At 60.8% G+C, this 21,393-nt stretch carries 22 protein-coding genes; 11 read left to right on the forward strand and 11 right to left on the reverse strand.

The window, feature by feature from the left end; all coding sequences use genetic code 11:
• Nucleotides 1-157 precede the first annotated feature (157 nt).
• The 3 genes from ACK3R5_RS10310 to ACK3R5_RS10320 all read left to right on the forward strand — a co-directional run bounded on the left by ACK3R5_RS10310 (nt 158) and on the right by ACK3R5_RS10320 (nt 1,967).
• A complete protein-coding gene (locus ACK3R5_RS10310) occupies nt 158-1,198 on the forward strand; it encodes a zinc-binding dehydrogenase (protein WP_411963970.1) in 1,041 nt (346 codons plus the stop codon).
• Nucleotides 1,188-1,484, forward strand: coding sequence for a hypothetical protein (locus ACK3R5_RS10315; protein ID WP_411963971.1), 297 nt, complete (start codon nt 1,188-1,190; stop codon nt 1,482-1,484). The genes ACK3R5_RS10310 and ACK3R5_RS10315 overlap by 11 nt, the downstream gene beginning before the upstream one ends.
• A gap of 117 nt (nt 1,485-1,601) precedes the next feature.
• Complete coding sequence (locus tag ACK3R5_RS10320) at nt 1,602-1,967, forward strand: DUF5802 family protein (RefSeq protein ID WP_411966891.1); 366 nt, start codon at nt 1,602-1,604, stop codon at nt 1,965-1,967.
• Nucleotides 1,968-2,040: 73 nt separating this feature from the next.
• Here ACK3R5_RS10320 and ACK3R5_RS10325 read toward each other — a convergent pair whose 3' ends face one another.
• On the reverse strand, nt 2,041-2,451 hold the full coding sequence (locus ACK3R5_RS10325) for a cupin domain-containing protein (RefSeq protein WP_411963973.1): 411 nt from the start codon (nt 2,449-2,451) through the stop codon (nt 2,041-2,043).
• 137 nt (nt 2,452-2,588) lie between these two features.
• Between ACK3R5_RS10325 and ACK3R5_RS10330 the strand changes: the two genes are divergently transcribed.
• From ACK3R5_RS10330 to ACK3R5_RS10350, 5 genes are all read left to right on the forward strand, one after another.
• Nucleotides 2,589-3,422 carry a phosphoenolpyruvate hydrolase family protein gene (locus tag ACK3R5_RS10330; protein WP_411966892.1) on the forward strand — a complete coding sequence of 278 codons (834 nt, stop codon included), beginning with the start codon at nt 2,589-2,591 and terminating at the stop codon, nt 3,420-3,422.
• A 30-nt stretch (nt 3,423-3,452) separates the two neighbouring features.
• The gene (locus ACK3R5_RS10335; RefSeq protein WP_411966893.1) at nt 3,453-4,688 is read left to right on the forward strand and encodes a Tm-1-like ATP-binding domain-containing protein; all 1,236 of its coding nucleotides are present in this window, start codon (nt 3,453-3,455) and stop codon (nt 4,686-4,688) included.
• Nucleotides 4,689-4,762: 74 nt separating this feature from the next.
• Complete coding sequence (locus tag ACK3R5_RS10340) at nt 4,763-5,662, forward strand: Vms1/Ankzf1 family peptidyl-tRNA hydrolase (RefSeq protein ID WP_411966894.1); 900 nt, start codon at nt 4,763-4,765, stop codon at nt 5,660-5,662.
• A gap of 108 nt (nt 5,663-5,770) precedes the next feature.
• Nucleotides 5,771-6,796 (forward strand): DUF1611 domain-containing protein, encoded by a 1,026-nt coding sequence (locus tag ACK3R5_RS10345; RefSeq protein ID WP_411966895.1) that lies wholly within the window; start codon nt 5,771-5,773, stop codon nt 6,794-6,796.
• Nucleotides 6,797-7,834, forward strand: a complete 1,038-nt coding sequence (locus ACK3R5_RS10350) for a dipeptide epimerase (protein WP_411966896.1) — start codon at nt 6,797-6,799, stop codon at nt 7,832-7,834.
• Between the two features lie 33 nt (nt 7,835-7,867).
• Here ACK3R5_RS10350 and ACK3R5_RS10355 read toward each other — a convergent pair whose 3' ends face one another.
• A complete protein-coding gene (locus ACK3R5_RS10355; protein ID WP_411966897.1) occupies nt 7,868-8,959 on the reverse strand; it encodes a hypothetical protein in 1,092 nt (363 codons plus the stop codon).
• A 90-nt stretch (nt 8,960-9,049) separates the two neighbouring features.
• Nucleotides 9,050-9,871, reverse strand: a complete 822-nt coding sequence (locus ACK3R5_RS10360; protein ID WP_411963980.1) for a PspA/IM30 family protein — start codon at nt 9,869-9,871, stop codon at nt 9,050-9,052.
• 54 nt (nt 9,872-9,925) lie between these two features.
• Between ACK3R5_RS10360 and ACK3R5_RS10365 the strand changes: the two genes are divergently transcribed.
• The 3 genes from ACK3R5_RS10365 (at nt 9,926) to ACK3R5_RS10375 (ending at nt 13,177) form a co-directional block, all read left to right on the forward strand.
• A complete protein-coding gene (locus ACK3R5_RS10365; protein WP_411966898.1) occupies nt 9,926-10,537 on the forward strand; it encodes an alpha/beta hydrolase in 612 nt (203 codons plus the stop codon).
• A gap of 135 nt (nt 10,538-10,672) precedes the next feature.
• Nucleotides 10,673-11,752, forward strand: a complete 1,080-nt coding sequence (locus ACK3R5_RS10370; RefSeq protein ID WP_411966899.1) for a hypothetical protein — start codon at nt 10,673-10,675, stop codon at nt 11,750-11,752.
• Nucleotides 11,753-12,019: 267 nt separating this feature from the next.
• On the forward strand, nt 12,020-13,177 hold the full coding sequence (locus tag ACK3R5_RS10375; protein WP_411966900.1) for an MBL fold metallo-hydrolase: 1,158 nt from the start codon (nt 12,020-12,022) through the stop codon (nt 13,175-13,177).
• Between the two features lie 803 nt (nt 13,178-13,980).
• On the opposite strand, the gene ACK3R5_RS10380 is transcribed toward ACK3R5_RS10375, so the two are convergent.
• From ACK3R5_RS10380 to ACK3R5_RS10415, 8 genes are all read right to left on the reverse strand, one after another.
• Nucleotides 13,981-14,580, reverse strand: a complete 600-nt coding sequence (locus tag ACK3R5_RS10380) for a TVP38/TMEM64 family protein (RefSeq protein ID WP_411966901.1) — start codon at nt 14,578-14,580, stop codon at nt 13,981-13,983.
• 103 nt (nt 14,581-14,683) lie between these two features.
• Nucleotides 14,684-15,520 carry a PGF-CTERM sorting domain-containing protein gene (locus ACK3R5_RS10385; RefSeq protein ID WP_411966902.1) on the reverse strand — a complete coding sequence of 279 codons (837 nt, stop codon included), beginning with the start codon at nt 15,518-15,520 and terminating at the stop codon, nt 14,684-14,686.
• 580 nt (nt 15,521-16,100) lie between these two features.
• Entirely contained in the window at nt 16,101-16,430 is a 330-nt protein-coding gene (locus tag ACK3R5_RS10390) for a transcription factor S (protein ID WP_411966903.1), read from the reverse strand.
• A 75-nt stretch (nt 16,431-16,505) separates the two neighbouring features.
• Nucleotides 16,506-17,030: a hypothetical protein gene (locus ACK3R5_RS10395; protein ID WP_411966904.1), complete on the reverse strand. Its 525-nt coding sequence runs from the start codon at nt 17,028-17,030 to the stop codon at nt 16,506-16,508.
• Entirely contained in the window at nt 17,023-17,964 is a 942-nt protein-coding gene (locus tag ACK3R5_RS10400) for a hypothetical protein (RefSeq protein ID WP_411966905.1), read from the reverse strand. Before ACK3R5_RS10400 ends, ACK3R5_RS10395 begins: the two co-directional genes overlap by 8 nt.
• Nucleotides 17,965-18,031: 67 nt before the next feature.
• Entirely contained in the window at nt 18,032-18,868 is an 837-nt protein-coding gene (locus ACK3R5_RS10405) for an RAD55 family ATPase (protein ID WP_411963988.1), read from the reverse strand.
• A gap of 88 nt (nt 18,869-18,956) precedes the next feature.
• Nucleotides 18,957-19,919 (reverse strand): beta-ribofuranosylaminobenzene 5'-phosphate synthase family protein, encoded by a 963-nt coding sequence (locus tag ACK3R5_RS10410; protein ID WP_411966907.1) that lies wholly within the window; start codon nt 19,917-19,919, stop codon nt 18,957-18,959.
• Between the two features lie 322 nt (nt 19,920-20,241).
• Nucleotides 20,242-20,832: a DUF4382 domain-containing protein gene (locus ACK3R5_RS10415; protein ID WP_411966908.1), complete on the reverse strand. Its 591-nt coding sequence runs from the start codon at nt 20,830-20,832 to the stop codon at nt 20,242-20,244.
• Nucleotides 20,833-21,393 lie beyond the last annotated feature (561 nt).

Consider the following 21,393-nt stretch of genomic DNA (forward strand, 5'->3'; position numbering starts at 1 on the left):
GTGTGAGGAAGGCTTGAGAGACGTATCACCGGAGGTACACGGTGGTTCCTTATGAACGTGTCCCATGTTGACACGATATAGTCGACTGACGAAGAAGGGGAAAGACATGTGACGAAAACCTATGTTTTTGGTAGTCGATTGCATGGGTCGAGTCGAGATGAAAGCGGTCCAATTTAGTGAACACGGTGACCGAGACGTTCTCGAATATGGCGACTTCCCAGACCCGGACCCTGGACCCGAAGAAGTCGTCGTCGACGTGAAGGCGGCGTCACTCAACCACCTCGACATCTGGACGCGACGAGGCCTTCCAGGCGTCGAGTTAGAGATGCCACACATCCCCGGCAGTGACATGGCTGGCGTCGTCACCGAAGTCGGAGAACGTGTCAGCCGGTTCGAAGCGGGCGACCACGTCGCACTCATCGCGGGCCTCGCCGACGGCGGCGACGAGTTCTCCCGCAAGGGCGACCCGACGCTCGCACCCGACTTCCGAATCATCGGTGAGCACACGCGCGGTGTCCACGCCGAGTACGCGGCAATCCCCGAGGAGAACCTCGTCCCCGTCCCCGAGGACGTGCCGTGGGAAGTCGCCGGGTCCGCATCGCTCGTCTTCCAGACGGCGTGGCGCATGCTCATCGACCGTGGGGAACTCCGCCCCGGTGAGAAGGTTCTCGTCCTCGGCGCGTCCGGCGGTGTGGGCCACGCCGCCGTTCAGGTTGCCGACCACGCGGGCGCAGAGGTGTACGCCACTGCGTCCACGGACGAGAAACTCGAATACGCCCGCGAGTGCGGCGCGGACCACGTCATCAACTACGAAGAGAAGGACTTCTCGAAGGAAATTCGCAAACTGACCGATGGTCGCGGCGTCGACATGGTCGTCGACCACATCGGTGACGCCACCTACAAACAGTCGCTCAAGAGCCTCGTCAAAGGTGGCCGCGTCGTCACCTGTGGTGCGACGACTGGCCCCGACCCGGGTGCCGGCCTCAACTACATCTTCTGGAACCAGCTTTCGGTCATCGGGTCGACGATGGCGACGCCCGGTGAGGCGGACGAAGTGCTTGACCTCGTCTGGGACGGCACCTTCGAGCCCCGTATTCGAGAGACCCTCCCGATGAGCGAAATCGACCGGGCCCACGAACTCATCGAAGAGCGACAGGGCTTTGGCAAGGTGGTCGTAATCCCAGATAGTGAGCTCTGACACCACGTCTCGGGAGGATACGTACGTTCACCGACCGGGCGACTCCGACATCGGGGCGGACGAACCCGAACCGAAAGGATTCGGGAGTCGAGGCTGGGTGCTCGTCGGCGTCGTCGCCCTTAGCGTCCTCGTCGTCCCCGGGGCGGTGTATCTCGTTCCGTCGCTGCCGGCGATGGCGGGAGTCCCGTACATCACCGCGATGTTGGCACTGCCGATGATTCCGGCCCTCGCACTCGGTGCCGTCGCCGTCTGGTCGATGACGGCAGCGACCCGCGGCGACGACTGACCGACCCCACCGACGACCCCTTCGTCGTCGCCTACTTTTGAACGGTAGAATTGCGGTCCCATATAAACAGTCTCGACAAGGCTTATCTCCGGGTGTGTGTTATGATAACACGTAGCGATGTTCGAACGATTCTCCAGCGGGTATTACCTCGGCCGGTTGTACGTCGAACCGTACGACGGCACAGAGGCGGCAATCCAACGCACGGAACACGAGCGACTGAACGAGCACGTCTACGCGAGTGGCCTCGGTATCGAACGAATCGACTACCCACTCGTGATGAAACTCGACAGTACACACTTCCCCGTCGTCGGTGACGATGGTGTCCCCGCAGGAACACTCGCCTTACCCCGCGACGCAGTGGGCCCCGACGCGGTTCCGGACGATAGACCGGTGCTCCTCGCCGACGCGACTCGGGCGGCAGAACTCCTCCGATACGCCGGCTACGACGTCGACGAACTCGACCCGTCACGGCACCGGACGTAGCCGCCCATCTCGAATCGGCGTCTCTCGGTGGTGACGAAGAGACGGGCCAGTGTGCGAAGCGACTCGCCGAGCGCTACTCTCGAGTCGGCAGTTCGCCGGCCGGGATAATCGTACACTCTGGGAGTTCTGCGAGGACGTCTTCCGGACCCGGTGGCGCGTACACTGCTAACAGGGTCAGCGTCTCCCACCCGGTGTTCACCGTCCCGTGCTCGACGCCGGCGGGGACGTACACCATCTCTCCCGCCGTGATTTCCCGCACCTCTCCGTCGACGTTCTGTTCTCCGCGGCCGTGAACGACGTACAGTATCTCCTCGCTGTCGGGATGTGTGTGTAACTCGTGGCCCTTCCCGGGTTCGAGTTGCACGACACCAGCACTGAGTCGGTCCGCGCCGGTCACCTCCGGCGTACACATCCACTTGAGCGTCCCCCAATCGAACTGCTGTGTGTCGACCATATCCGGTTCGACGTAGTTCTTGGTAGACATTTTCTCACATGCAATTTGGACAGTAGAACGATAGTAATTTCGGAGACGAGAGACTCCTCAACCAGGGCCACTCGACGGCGATTTCGACGTTCGCACCCGAAAGTTAATAAAAAATATTGTTGTTTGTTTTCCCACACATGCAGTTCACACGTGAGGAGTCCCTATCGCGACTCCGTGAGACGGTTTCGGAGGGTGAACCGGTCGTCGGCGCGGGTGCGGGAACAGGTATCTCGGCGAAGTTCGCCGAACGCGGTGGCGTCGACTTGCTCATCATCTACAACTCCGGTCGGTATCGGATGGGTGGGCGTGGGTCACTCGCCGGGTTGCTTCCGTACGGTGACGCGAACGAAATCGTCCAGGAGATGGGCCACGAGGTGCTCCCAGTCGTCGAAGACACACCCGTCCTCGCGGGCGTCAACGGCACCGACCCGTTCCGGCAGATGGACGTGTTCATCGCCGACCTCAAACGCCAGGGCTTCTCTGGCGTGCAGAACTTCCCGACTGTCGGCCTCATCGACGAAGACAGCGGCTTCCGGCAGAATCTCGAAGAGACCGGGATGGGATACGACAAGGAAGTCGAGATGATTCGTGAAGCGGCCGAACAGGACATGCTCACCTGTCCGTACGTCTTCACCGAGCAACAGGCCCGCGACATGGCGGCAGCGGGTGCGGACGTCGTCGTCTCGCACATGGGCTTGACGACGTCCGGCGACATCGGGGCCGAGACGGCACTCGACGTGGAAGCTGCCGCCGAGCGCGTCCAATCCCACTGTGATGCGGCAAAAGCGGTCAACGAAGACGTGCTCGTCATCTGCCACGGTGGTCCCATCGCCTGGCCCGACGACGCCGAGTACGTCCTCAACAACACCGAGAACGTCGTCGGTTTCTTCGGCGCGTCGAGCATCGAACGACTGCCGACCGAGAAGGCGATTCAAGACCAGGCCCGCGAGTTCAAGGAGATAGATTTCTGAGCGGCCCTCCCGCGCACCCATCTTAGGAATATGAGCGTCATCATCATCGGTACACTCGACACGAAAGCTGCAGAAATCGGGTTCGCCCGTGACATCCTGAACGCGAAAGGCCTCGACGTCCACGTCGTCGACACGGGGGTGATGGAAGACCCAGACATCGAACCCGACACCACTGCGGAGACGGTTGCTGAAGCAGGCGGGGCGTCGCTGTCGGCCCTCCGCGAGCGAGGTGACCGTGGCGAAGCCATGGAAGTGATGGGCGACGGCGCTGCGTCCGTCGTCACCCGTCTCTACGAGGAGGGCACGCTCGACGGCGTCCTCGGCCTCGGTGGGTCTGGGAACACCTCGATTGCCACGGCGGCGATGCGAGCACTCCCGTACGGCGTCCCGAAGTTGATGGTCTCGACGATGGCCTCTGGCGACGTCCGCCCGTACGTCGAATCTCGGGACATCATGATGCTGTACTCCGTCGCCGACATCGAGGGGCTCAACCAGCTCTCGCGACTCGTCATCTCGAACGCCGCCCTCGCGATGGTCGGCATGGTCACGAACGACCCCGGTATCGAAGTCGAAGACAAGCCGACCATCGGCATCACGATGTTCGGCGTCACGACGCCGTGCGTCAAGACGGTCCGCGCGTATCTGGAAGAACGTGGATACGAGACAATCGTCTTCCACGCCACCGGCACGGGAGGACAGGCGATGGAGAATCTCGTAGAAGAGGGCGTCATCGACGGGGTGCTCGACGTGACGACGACAGAGTGGGCCGACGAACTCGTCGGCGGCGTCCTCAGTGCGGGCCCCGAGCGACTGGACGCCGCGGGGAAGACCGGAACGCCGCAAGTCGTCTCGACGGGGGCCCTCGACATGGTCAACTTCGGGGCGAGAGACGACGTCCCCGACGAGTTCCAGAATCGACACCTGCACGTCCACAACCCGCAGGTGACGCTCATGCGAACGACCCCCGACGAATGCGCAGAACTCGGTCGAATCATCGCCGAGAAACTCAACGCTGCGACGGGACCGACCGCACTCGCACTCCCACTCGGTGGCGTCTCACTGCTCGACGTCGAGGGCGAGGACTTCTACGACCCCGAGGCCGACCAGGCGCTCTTCGACGCGCTCAGAGCGACGCTCGACGACCACGTCGAACTGATAGAAGTCGACGCCGACATCAACGACGACGGCTTCGCCGAGACGATGGCGGCCAAACTCGACGAGTACATGCGAGCGGCGGAACTCGCACCAGCGTCGAGTGACGACTGAGCGGGTCGGGCGAGGGGCGGACACACTCGCCGAACGTCCGAAACCTCAAGTGGCCGGCCCGCACGCTTCCGCGTATGTTGGACGAGTTGTTGGGCCGCGCAGAACTCAAAGAACGCATCGCCGAGTTGGAAGACGAACGCGACGCGTTGGCGGGCCAACTCGAAGGCGAGTCGGACCGCCGAACGGAAGCGGTCCGGGCGCGACAGGAGGCCGAAGCGGAGGTCAACCGCCTCGAAGACCGAATCACCGAACTCGAAGACAGAGTCGAACGACTCTCCGGCGACGAGGAGGGACTCGACTTCCGGGGTACCGAGGAATTTCGTGGTGAGCGACTCCGTGAGGTGCTCCGCCGTCTCGAGTCCATGTCGACCGATTCGGAAGGCGCGCTGACCGCCGCCGTCCCCGACGAACAGTCCCTCTCGTCGGCCGTCGAGACGGCCTTCGGTGACCGTGCCTCGCTCGTCCGCCGGGCCACGCCCTGTGTCGCCCTCACCGACGACGCCGGACTGGTGAGCGTCGCTCTCTCCCCACCGCGCCTCCCCGACCAGTTCGACGCGTGGAGCGACGGGTTCGAACTCGAACGCGACTGGTTCCTCCCCGACTCGGCGACTGTCGTCGCCCTCGTCCGGTCCGACCTGTTCGCACTCGGCCACTACGAAGACGGGAGACTCGTCTACGAGACGGGATTCGAAAGCGACGTGAAGTCGGCCCACTCGAAGGGAGGGTTCTCGCAACGGCGGTTCGAGCGTATCCGCGACGGCCAGATAGACGACCACCTCGACGAGTGTCACGACGTGCTCGACGAATCACTCGACAGCGACGATGACCTCGTCGTCCTCGGCGAGCGAACCGTCCTCGGGGCGTTCCGCGACCGGTCGGTACTGACCGCGACTGTCGACGCCAGCGGCGACCCGAAAGAAGCGCTGCAAACGGCCTCACGAGAGTTCTGGACGACCCGCCTCTACCGCATCTGACGCCGCGCCCCCGACTGTTGCGCGTGTCTGCACCCCACCACTGTCCACCCCGCGAAAGCGACTTCCAAATCGCCCGACCTTTTAGGGTGGGACGTACTCTCATCCAGTATGAGCGACCCACAACGAGTCGTCGTCCTCGCACACGAGAAGTTCCCCGACCGCGCGAAGACTGCCACGGGCGTGCTCAAATACGCCGACTACGACGTGGTCGCGGTCCTCGACCGAGACAACCCCGGCACCTCGACGTCGGACCACCGCCGTGACCTTCCCGACGTCCCCATCGTCTCGTCGATGGCCGACGCCCCGGAGGCAGACGCCCTCCTCATCGGCATCGCCCCCATCGGCGGCGGGTTCGACGAGACGTGGCGCGACGACGTTCAGACCGCACTCGAACGCGGGTGTGACGTCATCGCCGGCCTCCACTACTTCCTCAACGACGACGAGGAGTTCGCCGCACTCGCCGACGAAAACGGGTGCGAAATCAACGACGTTCGTAAGCCACACGACGACATCGGGGTCGCAGAGGGCGTCGCCGCGGACGTTGACGCGGAAATCGTCCTCACTGTCGGAACGGACTGCTCCGTGGGGAAGATGACCGTCTCGCTCGAACTCGTCGAAGCGGCCCGCGAACAGGGTATCGACGCCGGATTCATCCCGACAGGACAGACCGGTATCATGATTGCCGGGTGGGGCAACCCCGTCGACCGGGTCGTCAGCGACTTCACCGCCGGGTCTGTCGAAGAGATGATTCTGGAGAAGGGCGACGAGTACGACGTACTCTTTGTCGAAGGGCAGGGGAGCATCGTCCACCCCGCCTACTCCGCCGTCACGTGCGGTATTCTCCACGGCTCGATGGCCGACAAACTGATTCTCTGCCACGAGTCCACTCGCGAGGCGATTCACGGCTACGAGTCGTTCGAACTCCCGCCGCTGTCGGACTACGTCTCGCTCTACGAGAACCTCGCCGCGCCCGTCCACGAGGCCGAAATCGTCGGCGGCGCGCTCAACACGTCGAAGGTCGAAGACGACGACGAGGCCGCCGCCGAAGTCGAGGCGTACGGCGACGAACTGGGCGTGCCCGCAGTGGACCCGGTCCGACAGGACGCGACAGCGTTCATCGACGAGGTGTTCTGAATGCTCACCGCGAAGTTCGACCGCGTCTCGATGCAACTGGCAGACCCCTTCGGAATCTCCCGTGGAACGCAGACAGCGGCCGAAAACGTCGTCGTTCGCATCGAAGACGAAGGCGGCATGACGGGTGTCGGCGCGGCAGCACCGTCGGCACACTACGGTGAGACTGCGGCCACCGTCGAAGCGGTCCTTCCGGACCTGCTCGACGTCGTCGAAGAAGTCGGCGACCCACACGCGATAGACCGCATCGAACGCCGGATGGAAGAGACGGTTCGGCGTAACCCGGCCGCCCGAACCGCCGTGAGCATCGCACTCCACGACCTTGCCGCGAAGCGACTCGGTGTCCCCCTCTACAAACAGTGGGGTCTCGACCCGGAACGCGCCCCTGCATCCTCGTTCACCATCGGCCTCGACGACATCGAGACGATACGCGAGAAGACCGCAGACGCCTACGAGGCGGGATACGACATCCTCAAGGTGAAGGTCGGAACCGACCGCGATAAGGCAATCATCGAGGCGGTCCGCGACGAAGCGCCCGGTGTGACCATCCGCGTCGACGCCAACGAGGCGTGGACGCCTCGTGAGGCCGTCGAGATGAGTGAGTTCCTCGCCGACTACGGCGTCGAGTTCGTCGAACAACCCGTCCCCGCAGAAGATTACGAGGGCCTGAAGTTCGTCTACGACAACTCGGCGCTCCCCATCGCCGCCGACGAGTCCTGTATCACTGCCGACGACATCCCGAAGATTGCAGACCGCGTCGATATCGCGAACCTGAAGCTGATGAAGTGTGGCAGTCTCAGCGAGGCTAAGCGTATGATTCACACCGCCCGTTCACACGGCCTCGAAGTCATGCTCGGATGTATGATAGAGACGAACGCGGCCATCGCCGCCGGGTGCCACCTCGCCCCACTCCTCGATTACGCCGACCTCGACGGGTCGCTCCTCCTTGCCGACGACCCGTACGATGGGGTCCCGATGCCGAACGGCGCTATCGACCTCGAAGCACTCGACCGTCCCGGAACCGGCGCAGAACTCCGCTGAGACGGGAGTAGACTCTCCCACCTTTCGCGGGCCTCAGGACTCCCAATCGAGGTTCTCGTCTCGCGTCTCCGACCGCAACACGAACGGACCGATAGAGAGCGTCCGCTTTGCGACCGTCAAGATACGGAGGACGTAGGCCGCGAGCACCGCAAAGGGCGACAGCGAGACGGCGGTCACGAGTGCGACGACGAGCAGCAAGTTGGAGATGCCGAGCGTCGCTCCCGGGACGCTCCCGAGGTTGTCGAGGAACAGTATCGCACCGATACTCGCCACGAGCGCGGGAATCGCGGTGTAGAACATCGCCCGCGAGAGGTCGACGAGTTCCCACCGAAAGTAGAGCGTCTTGACGTGTTCGCGGGCGGGGCCGAACAGTTCGAGCGCGTCTCGCAGGTCGTCGAGGGCCGCCTTCGTCTCCGTAGAGAGGCCGTCGTGGGTTCGCCGAAGTCTCGTCGCCTGATATATCTTCCACGAGTAGTTCAGGTCGAGTGCGGCCGACAGCACCTCGAACGACCCGAACTGGCGGCCTTCGAGGCGACCCGCCACCTCGTCGGCGTTCTCGGCGACGTCGGTGGCGAACTCACGGACGCGCGCCGTCGACTCGTCTGCCGGTGAGTGGTCGTCACTGTCGGCGTCGGCGTCTGCGCCGGCGTTGTCCGGGAGCGTCTCGGCGACTGCTCGTGACCGGGCGGCGATGCTCTCGGCCAGTGCACGCATGAACGCCGACGGTTCCGGCGGTGCGACGGGAACGTCGAGCAGGTCGGCGACGTCTTCGCGGAACGCTATCGACCCTTGCATCCGGTCTCGCTGGTCGCCGAGGGGGCCAAGTTCGCGCGACAGGACGAGTTGGTTGATACTGACGACGAGCGTCACACCGGTGACGATGGACGTGAGGAGGCCCTGTCCGAGCGTCTCGACTGGGTCTGACGACTCGACGGCGGTCGGAAGTCCCGTCGGGTCGAGTAGTCCGAACGCGACGACGCTGACGAAGATGACGACGAGAGGGGCGAGCGCGACTGCCCGGCGGTCCGCCCGGAGGTAGACGTCGAGTTTGACACGGCTCGTCGTACCGCGTTCTCGCATCCTATCTCCCGGTTCGCCGGGCGACGGTCCATCGTCTTTCGACATAGTAGTCCGTGCAGTGTCGTGGTAAAATCGGTTGTGGCGGCCGTCGAAGTGGGTCACACCGGCGTTCTTCGAGCGCTCTGCCCAGTCGCCTCAGGACGACTCTTCGTCGTTCTTCAGCTCTTCCAGTTCGGCTTCGACTTCTTCGTCGACGACTTCCTCTTCGACGTCGATGTCGACGTCCGACTCCGCTTCGGGTTCGTCGGCCGGCGCGGACGACTTGCCCATCTCGGCTTTCAGCGTCTCCAGTTCCGCGTCGACTTCCGCGTTGGTGCGGCCTGCTTCCAGTTCACGCTCGATAGAGTCCTTGTCCGAGAGGACGTCGTCGAGGGCACCGGACTCCATGAGTTCGTCCATCGCCGCCGAACGCGCTTCCATCTCGTCGGTGCGCTCTTCGGCGCGTTCGAGTGCGCGCCCCACGTCGGCCATCTCGTCACCGACACCGGACATCGCCTCCGAGACGCGACTCGACGCTTCGGCCGCCTCGTAGCGTGCCTTCATCGTCTCCTTCTTGGTGCGGAACTCTTCGATACGGCTCTGGAGTTCGTCTTTCTTCTGGACGAGCGTATCTTGGGTGTCTTGCAGGTTCGCAATCTGGCTATCGAGTTCCTCGATTTGGTTCATCTTGGCCTGCTTCTTCTCTAAGGCCTTGCGGGCCAGGTCTTCGCGGTCCTGCTGGACTGCTTCGCGCGCCTGTTCGTTGTGTTTCTCGACGTTCTCTTCGAGACGTCGCTTCTGTATCTCCAGTCGTTTCTTCTGTGTCGTCAGGTCTGCGATACCCTGTTTGACCTGCTGGAGTTCGTCACGCATCTTCTCGTAGGAGTAGTCGAGCGTCTCCGTCGGATCCTCCGCACGGTTGAGGAGGGCGTTTATTTTCGACCGGATGACGTACGACGTGCGAGAGAGAATTCCCATACCCATTAACTACGCGACGTTCGGCTTAAAACCTCACCAGCACAAGAGGTTGGTATGTCCGACACGATTCTCGTTCCCGGTGGTCGAGACGTCCGGGCCACGCTCGACGAATCCGACGACGGTCCCTCCGACGCCGTCGTCGTCGCGTGCCCACCGCATCCGCAACACGGCGGGCACCGGGGTGACGCCCGCCTCGTCGCCGTCAGCGATGCTCTCGCCGACCACGGCATCGACTGTCTCCGGTTCGATTACGGCGAGTGGGACGACGGATACGGCGAACGCGCCGACACGCGCAACGCCGTCGCCTGGGCGACCGACCACTACGACCGAGTCGGCCTCTTCGGGTTCAGTTTCGGCGGCGCGATGGCACTGCTCACGGCCGCCGACGGCGTCGACGTCGAAGCGGTTTCGGCACTCGGCCCCGCCGCACGACTCGCCTCGGACCTCGACGTGACCGACGTGTTCGACCAGATTCACGTGCCGGTACAGGTCGTCTACGGGACCCGCGACGATATCGCAGACTGGCGACCCGTCGTCGACTGCGCCACCGAGTACCACCAGTCGACTGTCGAGTTCGCTGCGGACCACTTCTTCGTCGGTCAGACCGAGAAAGTCGCTACTGCTGTCGCTGATTTCCTCGTCCCGAATCTGACGCTCGACGGGTGAAGTGCTGGAACTGAGCACCGTCTCCCCCGCGTTCGACCACAGACGACTCGGCGCCACGACGGGACAATCTGGACGAGTCGACGCCACGATTCGACAACCGCACGACATTTACCGGGTGGAGACGACGCACACCACATGGTCTCTGCCAGACGGTACGCCGCTGTCGGTGCCCTCCTCGTCGTCGGTGTGCTCATGACGCAGACGTTTTCCGCGGCCACGACGCTCCAGACGACGTACGAGGCGACTCGCATCGACCCGGCACAGGTACCCCACGAAGTCGCACAGGCGGACGCCGAGGTGGTCGATTTGGACGTGTGGCGGCGCTCCGACCCCGATTCGGTCGACGCTGTCCTTCGCGAAGCGATTCAGACGGGGACGTACAACGGGAGTCTCCCACCGGAACTCCACATCAAAGTCGCCGACCTGTCGAACCGGACGCGGTACGCCATCTACGGTGACGAATACTACCGATTCGACCTGACACTCCACGACGAAGAGACGACGAACGCGACGATTCGAACCGCACCCGCGAACGCGCAGACTGTCGCGGACGACGTCGCAATCTCCTACGAGAACGCGAGCACCGACGCACGACGCGTCATCGACGACGGGTCCGTCGCGTCCGACTCGTTCGCCGTCGAACGCGGCCTCTACGTTCGAGACGGGACGTACTATCTCGTCCGTCCGGCGAACGAGGGCGCGATTTTCGGGAAGTTCGTCGCGCTCATCGGCGGGTTCCTCTTCAACCCAATCGGGAAGGCGTACGCCGTCTCCGGGTTCGTGTTGTTGGGTGCGCTTCGTCACTCTGGGCGTGACCGGCCGTTGACGGCGGCCACTGCCATCGCCGTCGTCCCCGGGACAGTTCTCTTCGCGTGGGTGAGCGCGGCACTCGTCGGGTCCGGGTCGCTGGCGATGCGGTTCGTCCTCGTCCCCGCAATCGGTGTCGTCGCGGCGTTCGGACTGTTCGCTGGCGTCTGTCTCCGGCGACAGTCGTGGGCGAAACTCGCTGCCGGGTCGGTTACGCTCGGCGGTGGCGTCGTCGCCGTCGGTGTCGCCGCACTCGGGGTGCTCGGTGCCGTCTTCGGAATCTTCGGTATGGTCGCTGGATGGTTCGGCAGTCTGGTCCTCGCACTCTACGGGTTCGTCTTCGCCGCCGACGCGCCGACCAAAGAGACAGTCGAGGCGGCCGTGACAGCGCCCACTGCCGACGAGTGACCATAGCAGTACGTGACCGTCTGGCATTCGGTCTGTTGTTCATATGGTACAAGATAGACGGGAGACTCAGCACTCCTGTATCCGGTCGGGAGTAGAACTCTTGATTTGGCAATCACCCACTAAACACTCCTAAAGCCAATTCGAGGGTTGTACAGCAGAAAATTAATCGGCTCGTCGGTGACCCATCCAACCCCATGTATTGCTTTGAACCCACAATACTAAGGTAACTCTTATAGTCGGTGGGGCCACATCTGAGGATACGACACAATGCCGACTATCCCAAGTATTCAGCCACAGGAACTGAAGGAGACCATCGACAGCGGTGCCGACGTCACAATCGTCGACGTTCGTGGACCGGCCGACTTCGACGAGTGGCACATCGACGGCGAGAACGTCGAAGCGGTGAACGTCCCGCTGACACAGCTTCAGACGGTCAATCCCGCCGAACTCCTCAACGGTGCCTCGGAGGGTGAAGTCGTCGCCGTCTGTGCGTCCGGTCAGACGAGTCAGATGGCGGTCCAGATGCTCCAACAGTCGGGTATCGACGCCAAGAACCTCCAGTACGGGATGAATGGATGGGCGAACCTCTACGTCTATCAAGAACTGGAGACCGAAGCGAGTGCGACGATTCTCCAGTTCAGTCGCCCGTCGAGTGGATGTCTCGCCTACATGGTCGTCTCCGACGACGAGGCAGTCGTCGTGGACCCGCTTCTCGCGTTCGTCGACCAGTATATCGAAGTCGCACGTGAGTACGGTGCCGAGATTACTGCAGCGGTCGATACACACGTCCACGCCGACCACATCAGCGGTGTCCGTGCGTTCGCGACGCGTTCGTCCGCCGACGTGGTCGTTCCCGAACCCGCTGTCGCCCGCGGCATCGACTACGCCGTCGACTACGAGACTGTCGCCCACGGAGACGTGATTGCTGTCGGCGACAGCACCATCGACGTGGTCCACACCCCGGGCCACACCTCCGGGATGACGTCGTTCCTCGTCGACGAGTCCGTCCTCCTCAGCGGTGACGGCCTCTTCACCGAGAGCGTCGCTCGTCCTGACCTCGAAGACGGTGACGAAGGCGCTGCCGACGCGGCGGCGACCCTCTACGACTCGCTGCACGAGCGCATCCTGACGCTCGACGACGGGACAGTCGTCGCACCGGCACACTACAGCGATAGTGCCGACCCGGCAGACGACGGGTCGTACACCGCGACGCTCGGAGACCTGAAGTCGAAGATGGACGCGCTCTCCATGCCGGAATCCGAGTTCGTCGAGTACATCACCGCCGACGTGCCGCCTCGGCCGTCGAACCACGAACAGATTATCCAGACCAACCTCGGGCAGATTGACACGCCCAACTACGTGGCCTTCCAACTCGAACTCGGACCGAACAACTGCGCCGCCAGTCAAGAGTCGATGACCCAGTAACCACTGGGACACCTACCGGTCGGTAACCGCGCTTTGGTTCTCTCGCCCGGTTCGAATCGAAACGTTACCGTTCTCTCGTCGCCGCTACCGACGACGGGGTCACGTCGTATCGAATGCCCCAAACACTGAACGACACCTTGATGTCACTTTTCGTCCCTCTCGGTTCCTGGACGAGCGCATATAGCGAGTCGATATCGACCACGTCTTGCAGGCGTGTCGATTGGCGTCGCGAGTCGATACCGAGTTCGGCAGCCAAATCGACTAGGGTCTTTGGAAGGACGTCTCTGCCGGGGTGCAATCGACGTTCGACGTCTGGCTTGGAAGGATAAGTCGCTGAGGTCATGACTATTTATTTTCGAGCAGGTGTCGCACTGTGCTGCTCTGGGATTCTCTTAGTCCTATCCGTACGTATGGTTCGCTATCGTTCCCGAATCGGGAGAATATTGCGGCGTCTGTCGGTTTTACTGCCATTCCAGGCTGTGGTGTGACAGGATACACAACGGAACTGAGTTGGTTGGACGGGGAAGATTCTCAGTTGTATTCCCGCCAGCGATAGCCACAGGATTGCACTTGATAGACTGCAGTTTGTGAGTTTCTGTGTTTAACCCTAAACAAAGAAGCTTACAAGTTCAAGGAGGATGGTTCTTCGCAAATAGATTATTCCCATCGGTCATATCACATTATTATTCAACTCTGCATTTTTATGAAATATGAATGAAAATAATCGCGCAGGGTGAAATTGGAAGAGTGTATCTCGGATCGAAACAAATGGAAATCGTAGAGTTATATTGCTAGTTTTAATCCTATATCCGGCGAACAAAGTGTTGAATTTTGCTTCGGTTATAGTAAGAAATGGCCGAAAAAGCTAAAAATACAGACATGAGTATAAGCGATTCTAGAATTTTACCATCAGCAAATTGGCCGCCAGCTAAATTCGCTATTGCATAAGCAGGGAATCTACCTGCTAGCAGTACCACTAAGAAAGGACCAATCCGGATCGGTGTGAGGCCTGCTAAAAAACATACGACGTCATCTGGAAGTCCCGGTATGAGTACGAAAATGAACAGTCCAAGAAGGCCGGTCCGTTCAACCATTCCATCAAATGACTCAATGATCTCCTCATGGAGAAATCGTTCAACTGCAGGACGACCATAGCGCTTGGATAGGCAAAACGCGACCATACTGCCGATCATGACTCCAACAAGACTGTACACGGTACCCCATATCGGCCCAAATAGATAGCCAGCGACTACTGCAGCTGCTTGCCCGGGTATCGGAGCAATAATCACCTGTATAGCTTGCACAGCTATGAACACAATCGGTGCCCAGATGCCAAATCCTACAATAAATACTCTGAGTTCTCTCGCATTAAACAAGAATGGGATGTGCTGTCGGACGGCCAAATATAGTCCGACGAATCCAAGTATTCCCCCGAGAGCAAGGGCAAATGTTTTTTGTCGGTTGACCGACGAAGAAAATACCCTCATTTTTGGATTGTTCCCATTCTCATTTCTTTCGGACGACTGCGATTACCACTGCCGATAAGATAGCTAATAGGGCTACAATCACTCCGAAACCGGGTATAGATCCAGAAGAACTAACATCAGCCTTCTTCTGGACGTCTGGATCAGACGGAGCGTAGTCTTTGCTATCAATCATACCATCTCCATCGCTGTCTTTCACGTTCTGCTCTCCCGACGCACTGTTATCATTGCCGCTAGAGCCATCAGAGTTGTCTAACGAGGCCGCAGTTGGTGTTGGTGTTGGTGTTGGTGTTGGTGTTGGTGTTGGTGTTGGTGTTGGTGTTGGTGTTGGTGTTGGTGTTGGTGTTGGTGTTGGTGTTGGTGTTGGTGTTGGTGTTGGTGTTGGTGTTGGTGTTGGTGTTGGTGTTGATTCTTGAGATGGATTCTCGTAGTCCACTCGAATTGTAGTCGTGTCAATTTCTTCGTGAGTCAGGTAGTCTCTGTCACGCATCTCGACCTTGATTTCGAGCGTTTGTGTGTCGAAGCCATGGAGGATCGATTTTGGGATCCGATAGGTATACTGAAGGTTGTTATCTGGTTGAAGGTCTTCCGTCCAATCAAGCTCAACCTCATTCCCTGCCTCGCCTGTGATAGTCACCTTTAGATTCGCCTCAATCTGGTCGTTGTCATCATAGCACCCAACGCAATTTGTGTCAGCTGTAATTAACAAATCGAAAGATGAAACCACTCCATCATTGTCTACATCGGTTGTGTTTGTTGTCTCAACTGATATGATTCCGGCCTCTGCCGCTGATACTGGTGCCACGGTCATCGCTACCACCACGATGAACACGACAACCCAAGCTTCTATCCCCCTCATGTGTATCACCCAATATCAATTCATCTGACATCCTAATAATGTTATTTATTAAACATAATTATAGAATGTGTAATATATGCCAGTGATATATACCAATCGCAATTCGATGAGCTAGTCTTATACATTTCTCCACACATACTAGGTGTTGTTCTAAAATTGAAAACCAATCAATTTTGAAAGCCATTAAATATCAAAAAAGGATTCATTCAAACCTTCCTGGTAAATTGATTAGTACCGGGAGTATCTAGCAAGGATACAATATATCTCAGTTCTTGACTAAGCTCTGCTAGTCCGAACGCTTCTGAATCCTGCTTATTCGAAGTTGAGGGGAGTCAATTGTCCAGACTAGCTGCAGGCTATCCTCGAAAGACTGTTCGAGAACACGAGTTTCAATAGAACTGTACTAGCACATTTCGACCGTTCTGTTATCACTGACTCTTCTTTCTGAACCCGCAGTATCCTACCTTTCCAATAGGTTAATTTCGTTAGATGTTCTAGTTCGAATTGGCTAGAGACGCGACGCAGTTTTTCAAACCGGTCGAAAAACGATTCTCCGCATTTCGGGGGTTTGAGTGGATTCTCAGTTGTATTCCCGCCAGCGATAGCCGCACTCCTTACATTTGAAGAAGCGCGTCGGCGGTTCGTCGGCGGACGCCGTCTGCTTGATAGTGTACCACGCTTCGGTGTGGCCACACTCGTCACAGTGGACGTCTTTGGCAGTGGGTTTCCCTTCGAACTCCGCGCCTTCTTCCGTCTCGATGAGTTCGTCGCCCGACTGTGCCTCCGTCGAGACGAACTGCTCGGCCAACTCCTCGTCACGCTCGGAGGTGGCACCGCACTCGTCGTTCGTGCACGTCATCACCCCGCCCTGTGAGACCATCATGGAACCGCACTCGTCGCAGAATTGCATACACGGCGGTAGCGGACGCTACACCAAGAATCTGTCACTCCACGCCCTCGAACCGAGGGCGGTTGCCGGGCGTCCTCAGTCCTCTTCGACCATCGGGCAGTTGCGGACGCGGAAGTGCTCGCCGTCCACGACTTCGACGATAGTAGTCCCCTCGTGAGTACACGAGAGGGTCGGTGGGTCACCGAAGTGGTCACAGCGCTGGCAGAACTCGGCTTTGGGGACGACGTAGTCCGAAAAGCTATCGGTCACTTCCACGGGTTCTGCGTCGGCACCGACGCCAACCTCCTCGTCGACGTTCGCGTCGTCTTCGATCAGTGCCGTCCACACCGCTTCGCTGTCCAGTTCGGCGACTTGCATCTCTTCGAACAACTCCTCTCCGTCCTCCGTGTCGCTCGAAGGACGCACACGTCGTTCGGCCACGCGGTCTGCGAGGTCCGAAAGCGGCATCTGGTCGCCACGCTCGTCAGCGGTGTCTGTCACGTCACCCTGCCGTTCGGGGCCACCGTCAGGAGCGTCACTGTCGTCTCGTTCGGACTCCGCTGAGAGTGTCTCTGAGCGGGTGTCGTCGTTCACGTCGTGGTCTGTCGTTTCGTCAGTCATCGTCGGTGTCTCTGTTCGGTGTCGTTTCACGCGGCGGTTCGCGCTCCTTCGCGGAGTCTGATTCGGTGGCGATGGGGGACTCGGCGGCGGTAGCGGATTCGGTGTCGGGGTTCTGCCCGGTGTCGGAGTCGTCTCTGCTCGTCGTCGCCTCGTCGAGCAGCGTCTCTACGTCGTCGTTGTCGGGGGCTGCTGCCTCCAGTGCGAGCGGTTTTCCGGTGGAGAGCGTCGCAGACCCGAAGAAGCCATGCGACGGAGACAGTTCGTCGAAGACCGACCGGCACGCGGGACAGCGGGGTTCCGAGAGCAGTCCCAGATGAATCGTCTCGCCGCAGTTGTCACAGGTCGCTTTCTCTTCGCCCGTGTCGTTCGCGACGCGCAAGAGGTCCGAGAGTGCCTCCCGTTCGAGTTCTGCTGCTTCGATATCGGCGGCGCGCGAGCGGAGGTCCAACACCGACTGTGCGACTACGCGAAGGTAGTCGTCGAGTTCTGCCGTCGTCTCGTCGAGATAGGTGAGAATCTCTTCGTAGTTGTCGAAGCCAGCGTCGACGCGCGACTGCATCTCGGAGAGTTGGTCGCGTACGTCACCGACGTCGGCCGAGACTCGGTCGAGGTCCTCGCGAAATTCCGGGTGGTCGTGGTCTCGTGGTGCCTTCTCGTCGGCCTCTCGTTTGACCTGGACGATACGCATTCGAACGTCGTCTACCTTCTCGTCGAGGGAGTCTTCGAGACCATCGACGCGCCCTTCGACCGCTTCGAGTCGGTCAGCGGTGGAGTCGAGTTCGTCCAGTGACGCTCCCGAGTCGGCTATCGCGAGACGGTAGGTGTTGACCGCTCGCGTGAGTACAGTGACCGGTTCGACGCCTTCCCTCTCGGCACGTTCGTCGACCCAATCTCGGAGGTCGTCCGGCAACCTCCCCCCAATATCCCCGTCCATTCTCAGTAGACGTTCGTCTACCGTGCTTTAAGAACTGTCGCCGTTCGCAACTGTTCGGGACCGACCGTCACCGAATCTTTCTGACGTCGCTCACGTCGAGGCCACTCTCGTTGATTTCCGTCTCGAACTGGACGATGTTCTCGCTCTCCAGTTGCGAGAGGACGCCACGGAACTCCTGGACGACCATCGTTCGTGCGCGTTTGGACCCGCCAGTCTCCCACGAGAACATGAGCGTCCCGTCGGTCGCTCCCTTCAGGATACCGAGTTCGCGACTCGAAACCGCCTCGGTACTCACGAGGACCAAGATGAGGCCACCCCACTGATGTGACGCCTTTTCGAGCCCTTTCATCACCATCGCGATGTCGCCCCACGTCATGTCGTCGGACCGCCCCGCCACGAGGTCGGTCAACGAATCGACGACGACGAGATTCCCCGGGGCGTGTTCGCTGAGTGTGTTCCCGAGCGCACTCAGGACCGACTCGCGGTTTTGTCGCTGTCCGAGGTCATCGAGCTGTGTCGGTTGGCCGAGGTACCACTCTCTGGGAATCGGACTCAACTGGAAATATTCGGGAGACAGGTCGTGGAATTCGATATCGTCGAGTGCGGCATCGACTATCTCGTCGTCCATGGTGTAGAGCAACTCTCGACGGAGGTGCTCCTCACCGGACGTGAACGAGACGTAGTGAATCTCGGGCGGTGGACTGGCAGTCTCGTCGAGTGTCCCGTAGTGCAGGTCGAAGAGTTCTTCGTCCGCTTTCGAGAGTGCGTTCATCGTCACACTCGTATAGAGGAACTCACGAGCGCCGGCACCGGACTCTCCCGCGAGAAGGACGACGTTTCCCGGCGGTGCTCCCCCACCGATGATACTGTCGAGTCGAGGGACCCCGAAGGGGATAGAGCGCATGTGAATCCCGACTCGACCACGGAGGTTAGTCGTTTCGGGGGCAATCACGCCCACCGCCACCGTGGTGTCGATGCGGTCTCAGCGCCGTTTACTCGACCGTTGCACCGCGATTCCGGCCGCGAGCGACGGTCACCGTCCCTTCGATACCAGCAGCAGCGAGCGCCGTCTCCCCGGATTCGACCGCTTCGTCGACGTGGTCTATGTCGGTCACACCGTACACTGTCGGCCCCCACGACGACTGGCCGGACCCGTAGACCACTGGCGATTCGGAGAGCGACGAGACGAGTTTGCCGACCGGCGGTCGGTAGACGCCGCCCTGTTCGTCGGCGTACCACGTTCCGTTGAGTCGGCCGACAGACTCGACTGCCTCACCGAAGCGTTCCGCAGACCCTTCAGCGAGTGCCGGCAGGAGGCGTCGCGTGACGATACCGGCGATTCGGTCGCTCGTCTCCGGGTCGGCGCGTTCGACGACCGACCGCATACTCGCCTCTTCGGCCGCCCCGTTACGGCCGGGGTCGACGTCCGGAACGACCAGGACGAACCGCCAGTCGTCGGGTATCGCGTGTCGCGCCGCAACCGCGGGGACCGTCCACGCCCCGTCTTCCGGGCGGTCCGTGGTGAACCGCGCAGTCGGATGGCCAGCGTCGAGGATGGCGCCACCACGTTCGAACGAGGCGACGCCAACGCCGGACCGCCCGCCGCGACCCATCTCCGGGGCGAGACGGCGAACGTCGGCAGTCGTCTCCGTCGCCGTCGCCACCGCCTGCAAGACAGCGAGTGCGAGTTGCGTCCCACTTCCGAGACCAGCGTGTCGCGGGAGCGTCCGCTCGACGGTGACGTGCGCACCGGGAACTTCCAGTAAGTCGACTGCGCGTGCTGCGTACTCCCGGGCACCGGGATGCCGACACTGGACCGTCTCGGCGGGTTCGACCGTGACCTTCACCTGTGGCTGGTCGAGTCCGACGCCCAGACCACCGTACAGTCTGTCGCGGGCGAGACTCAGATTGAGGAAGCCGAAGTGGATGCGCGCCCCGGCCGAGACCCGTGCCATGTCACCGGAGGTCAGGTGCCACTGATAAAGGGAGTTGCGACCATGGCAACGAGGGCCGGCATCTCGCCGGGGAGTCGTGTGAATCGAGGGACGAGAACCGAAGCGCGTGGGAGGAGAGAATCGAGTCGGGCGGGAGGTGAGGACCGAAGCGGAGAGGAGGACGACAACCGGAGTGGGGAGGGGCAGGGTGTTGGGAGGGTGCCTTCGTGAGTGTTGGGAGGGTGCCTTCGTGGGGGTCGGGGACCCGCGGGAGTGGAGGGGGTCAGCAGAGACCGTATGTCGATGTGGAGGGGTTCCGAGGACGTCTAGCGGCGAACCGAACTTACTCGCTGGTGGTCGTCTCGTCGGTGTTCGTCTCGGTAGTCGTCGTCTCCTCGGACTCGTAGGTCACCGTCACCTCCTTGGCGACGGGTTGGAGGACGTACTTCCCGGCGTTGCCGGCCTTCACGGGCGTGAAGTCGGCAGTGAACGTCGTCGATTCGTCGGCCCGGATGTCGAACGATTTCTCGAACTTGAGGGGTGCGGAACCGGGGACTTCGACCGTCGCGTCGGACCCGTCCGTGAGGGTTGCGTCGGTTCCACCGACCTCCAACTGGAGGTAGTCGTACGTGCCTGTCTCTACTTCGACGTCGTCGACGAGTGCGGATGCGTCGCCTTGGAGGTCGACGAGGTCGACTTCCGTCTCTCCGACGTCGAAGGACTTCACCTCGCCGTCGGTCGGTTTGATCCGAATCGTCGAGAGCGTCACCAGACACGATTCGAAGTCGTCGATGTCGCCGGGTCTGTCGCTCACGCGGGTCGAGAGCGTTCCGGTCTCTGCGGAGGCGAGACCCATACATCCGGCAATGCCTGCGGTACTCGCAGCGGCGATTCCAGCGGCGCTCTTGACGAAGTCTCGTCGGTTCAGTGTCATTGGTGTATGCGTGTGTAATCTGCGGATATCGCGTTACGTCTTGGTCGACTGTGCCGTCCCGCTCGCGTCACCCTTCGGGTGCCCCATTCGAGGGGGGGAGGGGGTGGGGGAATGAGGGGACATACTCATGCATTTGCGGCCTGCTCGGGCCGTGGTCCACGACGTTCCACGCCTGCGGGTGGTGTGGGGCAGGCGTCCGGCACGTCGCGGCACTTCTGCCTGAGGACGCCGGGGTATTGAAGGGTGGAAATCGCTACGGTGGGTTGTGCTCGTTGGCCGGAGAATAGCCGCTACTGGAGCCGATTTTCGCCGAATTTCGCCGGACTGTACAGGCACTTGTTCGTTCATTTCCACGACTTCGAGCGAATTGCCCACCTGCGTCTTCGGCACGTCGTGACCGGGGCCGGGACGGGTACGTCGTCGCGATTACATCTTGCGACACTGACAGATGTAGCGGAGATACACAATGTAGAAATTCACTGTCGTCGTACCGTACATGAGAGGCTATGTCAAATGCTACCAACAGTCATGGTATAGCTCGGGTGACAAACGACGAGGTTT

It is taken from the genome of Haloferax sp. YSSS75, assembly GCF_046764215.1.
Lineage (GTDB): Archaea > Halobacteriota > Halobacteria > Halobacteriales > Haloferacaceae > Haloferax.

Bases quoted from the DNA above. Each gene is read 5' to 3' on its own strand.
- ACK3R5_RS10310 (WP_411963970.1), top strand. From the start codon at position 158: ATGAAAGCGGTCCAATTTAGTGAACACGGTGACCGAGACGTTCTCGAA.
- ACK3R5_RS10320 (WP_411966891.1), top strand. From the start codon at position 1,602: ATGTTCGAACGATTCTCCAGCGGGTATTACCTCGGCCGGTTGTACGTC.
- ACK3R5_RS10325 (WP_411963973.1), bottom strand. From the start codon at position 2,451: ATGTCTACCAAGAACTACGTCGAACCGGATATGGTCGACACACAGCAG.
- ACK3R5_RS10330 (WP_411966892.1), top strand. From the start codon at position 2,589: ATGCAGTTCACACGTGAGGAGTCCCTATCGCGACTCCGTGAGACGGTT.
- ACK3R5_RS10335 (WP_411966893.1), top strand. From the start codon at position 3,453: ATGAGCGTCATCATCATCGGTACACTCGACACGAAAGCTGCAGAAATC.
- ACK3R5_RS10340 (WP_411966894.1), top strand. From the start codon at position 4,763: ATGTTGGACGAGTTGTTGGGCCGCGCAGAACTCAAAGAACGCATCGCC.
- ACK3R5_RS10345 (WP_411966895.1), top strand. From the start codon at position 5,771: ATGAGCGACCCACAACGAGTCGTCGTCCTCGCACACGAGAAGTTCCCC.
- ACK3R5_RS10350 (WP_411966896.1), top strand. From the start codon at position 6,797: ATGCTCACCGCGAAGTTCGACCGCGTCTCGATGCAACTGGCAGACCCC.
- ACK3R5_RS10355 (WP_411966897.1), bottom strand. From the start codon at position 8,959: ATGTCGAAAGACGATGGACCGTCGCCCGGCGAACCGGGAGATAGGATG.
- ACK3R5_RS10360 (WP_411963980.1), bottom strand. From the start codon at position 9,871: ATGGGAATTCTCTCTCGCACGTCGTACGTCATCCGGTCGAAAATAAAC.
- ACK3R5_RS10365 (WP_411966898.1), top strand. From the start codon at position 9,926: ATGTCCGACACGATTCTCGTTCCCGGTGGTCGAGACGTCCGGGCCACG.
- ACK3R5_RS10370 (WP_411966899.1), top strand. From the start codon at position 10,673: ATGGTCTCTGCCAGACGGTACGCCGCTGTCGGTGCCCTCCTCGTCGTC.
- ACK3R5_RS10375 (WP_411966900.1), top strand. From the start codon at position 12,020: ATGCCGACTATCCCAAGTATTCAGCCACAGGAACTGAAGGAGACCATC.
- ACK3R5_RS10385 (WP_411966902.1), bottom strand. From the start codon at position 15,520: ATGAGGGGGATAGAAGCTTGGGTTGTCGTGTTCATCGTGGTGGTAGCG.
- ACK3R5_RS10390 (WP_411966903.1), bottom strand. From the start codon at position 16,430: ATGCAATTCTGCGACGAGTGCGGTTCCATGATGGTCTCACAGGGCGGG.
- ACK3R5_RS10395 (WP_411966904.1), bottom strand. From the start codon at position 17,030: ATGACTGACGAAACGACAGACCACGACGTGAACGACGACACCCGCTCA.
- ACK3R5_RS10400 (WP_411966905.1), bottom strand. From the start codon at position 17,964: ATGGACGGGGATATTGGGGGGAGGTTGCCGGACGACCTCCGAGATTGG.
- ACK3R5_RS10405 (WP_411963988.1), bottom strand. From the start codon at position 18,868: ATGCGCTCTATCCCCTTCGGGGTCCCTCGACTCGACAGTATCATCGGT.
- ACK3R5_RS10410 (WP_411966907.1), bottom strand. From the start codon at position 19,919: ATGGCACGGGTCTCGGCCGGGGCGCGCATCCACTTCGGCTTCCTCAAT.
- ACK3R5_RS10415 (WP_411966908.1), bottom strand. From the start codon at position 20,832: ATGACACTGAACCGACGAGACTTCGTCAAGAGCGCCGCTGGAATCGCC.